General features: G+C 63.8%; 3 protein-coding genes. All 3 read right to left on the bottom strand.

All coding sequences use genetic code 11. The features are described 5' to 3' along the window. Nucleotides 1–100 precede the first annotated feature (100 nt). The gene (locus SFLMC1_RS02900; protein WP_152074750.1) at nucleotides 101–2050 is read right to left on the bottom strand and encodes an NAD(P)/FAD-dependent oxidoreductase; all 1950 of its coding nucleotides are present in this window, start codon (nucleotides 2048–2050) and stop codon (nucleotides 101–103) included. A gap of 198 nt (nucleotides 2051–2248) precedes the next feature. Continuing rightward, on the bottom strand, nucleotides 2249–3466 hold the full coding sequence (locus SFLMC1_RS02895) for an FAD-dependent oxidoreductase (protein WP_152074751.1): 1218 nt from the start codon (nucleotides 3464–3466) through the stop codon (nucleotides 2249–2251). A 378-nt stretch (nucleotides 3467–3844) separates the two neighbouring features. Next, nucleotides 3845–4045: a hypothetical protein gene (locus SFLMC1_RS02890; RefSeq protein WP_152074752.1), complete on the bottom strand. Its 201-nt coding sequence runs from the start codon at nucleotides 4043–4045 to the stop codon at nucleotides 3845–3847. Between the last annotated feature and the right edge of the window lie 76 nt (nucleotides 4046–4121).

Genomic DNA, 4121 nt, shown 5'->3' with positions numbered 1-4121 from the left:
GGCCGCCGCCCCGTATACGGGACGGCGGCCGCTTTTTGCTCTCTATCGATTGGCGCCTCGGGACAGGACCCTCTACATCAAACGGCGCAAAGGAGGCTGACTAGAGCTCGCAGGCGACCCTGTAGCCGTCGCCGATGGCATCGCGGATGTTGCCGCACTTCTGGGCATCGCCCAGCACGTGGGTGGCAACGCCGGCAGCGGCAAGGTCATCAGCCAGCTTGGTATTGGGACGATAGCCCATGGCAAGCACCAGCGTATCGGCATCGGCGATGGTGTGGATCTCACCGTCCTTTTCGTAGCTGATGGCGTCCTCGGTGATCTCGGTCACCTTGGCCTCGGTCAGCACGTGGACTCCCTTGGAGAGCATGCGCGTGATGAGGACCGCGCGACCGGCACCGCCCTCGTTGGCGGCGAGCGTCTTGGTCATCTCGATGACGGTGACGTCGCGGTTGGCCGGCGAGAGGTCGTTGACCAACGGGGCTAGGTAATCGGCCGTCTCGCAGCCAACGGTGCCGCCGCCTACGATGACGATCTTCTTGCCCGGGAAAGCCTTGCCGCCCAGCAGGTCGTCGGCCGTCATGACCTGCTTAAAGCCCTGCATGGAGGCCGGGGCGATGGGCTCGGCGCCATAAGCCAGGACGACCTCGTAGCCCGCGTAGTCGCGCCGAATGTCCTCGGCGATCAGCTCGGTACCGAAGACGCATGTGACGCCGGCCTCGGCCAGGCGACGGTACTGGTACTTGATCACGCGGGTGAGCTCCTGCTTTGCCGGCGGGACGGACGCGATGCGCATCTCGCCACCCGGCTCGTCCTGCTTATCCACGAGCACCACGTTGTGGCCGCGCCTGGCGGCAATGTAGGCTGCCTCCATGCCCGCAGGGCCGGCGCCCACGACAAGCACGTTCTTGGCCTCGGCGGCAGGCTCGTAGCCGGCCTCGTCGCGCTCAACATCGGGGTTGACGGTGCAGGAGATGCGCTTGCCGAACATAATGCCGTTCAGGCAGCGCAGGCAGCCGATGCAGGGACGGATCTTGTCGGCGTTGCCGGCGGCGGCCTTGTTGCAGAACTCGGCATCGCACAGGTTGGCGCGGCCCATCATGCAGATGTCAGCGGCGCCGTCCCCGATCAGCTCCTCGGCGATCCAGGCCTCGTTGATGCGGCCGACCGTGGCGACGGGAATGTTGATGTGCTTTTTGATCTCGCGCGAGCAGGCGGCGTGCGTGGCCTGCTGCGTGCCGGCGGCGGGAATGGCAGACCCGCGCTTGATGGTGGTGCCGCCCGAGACATGCAGCATGTCGACGCCGGCCTTCTCCAGGCGACGCGAGACGTAGATCATGTCGTTGAGGGTCAGGCCGCCATCGGTGTACTCGTCGCCCGAGATACGGACGTCGATGATGAAGTCCTTGCCGCAGCGCTCGCGAATCTCGGCGATGACCTCGAGCAGGAAGCGCATGCGGGCGTCGAGCGAGCCGCCGTACTCGTCGGTGCGCTTGTTGTAGAGCGGGGTCAAGAAGCCGCCGAGCATGCCGTGGGCGTGCGCCGCGTGGACCTCGACGCCATCGACGCCGCCCCTCTGCATACGCACGGCGGCGTCGCCGAACTGATGCGTGAGCTCGTGGATCTCATCGACCGTGATGGGGCGCGGCGCCTCGCGGGCATAGGACGGGCCCACGAAGGACGGGGCGATCAGGCGCGGCGTGCCCGGGATGTTGAAGGCCATGTAGGCGGGGTGGAAGAGCTGCGGCATGATCTTGCAGCCGTACTCGTGGACGGCCGCGGCGAGCTTTTCCCAGCCGGGGATAAACGTGTCGTCGTAGCAGCACATGTCGCCCGGCAGATAGGTATAGGTGGGCTCGACCGTCACGACCTCGGTGATGATCAGGCCCACGCCGCCCTTGGCGCGGGCACGGTAATGGTCGACCAGGTCGTCGGTCACATAGCCATGGTCGGCCAGGTTGGTGGACACCGGCGGCATAAAGACGCGGTTCTTGACCTCGGTCGTACCGACCTTGATCGGGCTGAAGAGTATCGGGTAGGCGGAGGACTCCATACAGGGTTCCTTTCATTTGAGCCGCTCGGCGGCGGTTGCTGATATACCTATCGTATCAGCAACCGCGCAGCACCCGACCGCACGCGCTCCCCCGGCTTCCGCTCGACCCACAAAAAAGTTGCGGTGAAATAGTTCCTGAATGAGGCCCTTGGCGCACCAAACAGGAACTATTTCACCGCAACTGAGGGGTGGGTTGGGTTAGAGGCCCAGGTAGGTGGTCATGCCTTCGACGGCGAGCTTGGCGCCGGCCACGGCATGGACCACGGTGAGCGGACCGTTGACCACGTCTCCGGCGGCAAAGACGCCCGGCACGGTGGTCATACCATGCTCATCGACCGAAAGAAGACCGCGATGATCGGTCTCCAGGCCGCCCGTCGTAAGCACGAGTTTGTCCTTGGGCACCTGCGAAGCCGCGATCACAACCGTGTCGGCGGACGCGTGGTCGAGCTCTTCCTCGTAGCCCACCACGTTGTTGTCCTCGTCAAAGATAGCCGTCTCGAACACCGGGCCGTTATCGTCGATGGCGCAGATCGCCTTGCCGCACACGATCTCGGCGCCGTCGAGCTCGGTCAGCTCCACCTCGTCATCGATGGCCGAGATATGGCGCGATCGGGCATACACGGTAACCTTGCGAGCGCCCGAGCGCAGAGCCGTACGGGCAACATCCATGGCCACGTTGCCGGCGCCGATAACCGCCACGTTCTGCCCGATCGCCACGCTCGTGGGATCGACCAGGTAATCGATACCAAACAGCACGTTGCCGCGCGACTCGCCGGGAATGCCCAGCTTGCGGGCACGCCAGGTACCGGTACCCACAAAGACCGCGTCGTAGCCGTCACGCAGCAGGTCGTCGATATGCAGCGCACCGCCGATAGTGGTCGAGGGGCGAACGCGCACGCCGAGTGAGCACATCACATGGCGGTACTTTTGCACCAGCGAGCGCGGCAGGCGGAACTCGGGGATACCGTACTCCAGCACACCGCCGATCTCGGGGCGCTGCTCAAACACCGTGACGGCGCAGCCCAGCTGGGCCATCTTAATGGCGACGGTAATGCCGGCGGGACCGGAGCCGACCACGGCGATCTGCTTGCCGCACGACGGCGCGGGCTCCCACTCCTTACGATCCAAATACGCAGTCGAGACATAGTTCTCGATGCTCGAAAAATGCACCGGCGCGCCCTTGCGGCCCTGGATACACGCGCCCTCGCACTGGCCCGAATGGTTGCACACCATGGAGCAGACCGCGCTCATGGGATTGTTCTGGAACAGCAGCTCGCCCGCCTCTTCCAGACGACGCTGCTTGAACAGGTCGATGACCTGCGGAATAGGCGTCAGCACTGGACAGCCCTTAAGCTGGCAGAGCGCCTTCTTGCAGCCCAGGCAGCGATGTGCCTCCTCAACGATGTGGATAGCCACGCGATTCCCCTCTATTGTCATTCTGGATATCGGCTCTGGAATGATCCAATTATATGACCTAACGGGCCCTCACCGCACGAGGGGACGTGTCCGGTAGCACGGCACGCGAGACTTTCACCGCAATGAAGACTATGGGGCAATCGGGGGCACCGTGACCGGGCGGGCGCAAGGCAGACTAAGTCGTTATGAATTCCGCATCGCGACGACCCGTATCGTCCACGCCGCGGCGAGCCAGACGTGAGTCCACACGATCGCGGGCGATCCTGCTTGGTCTCACGGCTATACACCCCCGCCCTTCGCATGAGGTGGCAACATTTTGTTGCCACGCCGGAAGGACAGTACGCGGTGCCCTCACTGGCCGGGAATCTGGCGACCGGGTTACCTGACGCCGCGACCCAGGTCTTCGGCGATTTTGTCCACGCCCTTCAGTGCGGCGCAGGTCTTTTTGTTGGAGCAGTGCCCCGTACAAACGCCACCCTGGGCGCAGTCGGCGCAGGTGCCCTTGCGGTGGATGCGCACGCATACCGCGACAAACGCAATACCGATAACAGCCAGCACAACAATATCGATAGGTGCCATAACAAGCCTCCTCTAGTTAACCACCACTTACTTTACTCCAACTCCCACCCGCCAAAAAGGGACAGGTTTATTTTGG

Origin of the sequence: Collinsella aerofaciens (assembly GCF_901212495.1) — a bacterium.
Taxonomy (GTDB): domain Bacteria; phylum Actinomycetota; class Coriobacteriia; order Coriobacteriales; family Coriobacteriaceae; genus Collinsella; species Collinsella aerofaciens_H.
The sequence above is the reverse complement of the archived record's forward strand: the minus strand, read 5'-3'. Positions and strand labels throughout refer to the sequence as shown.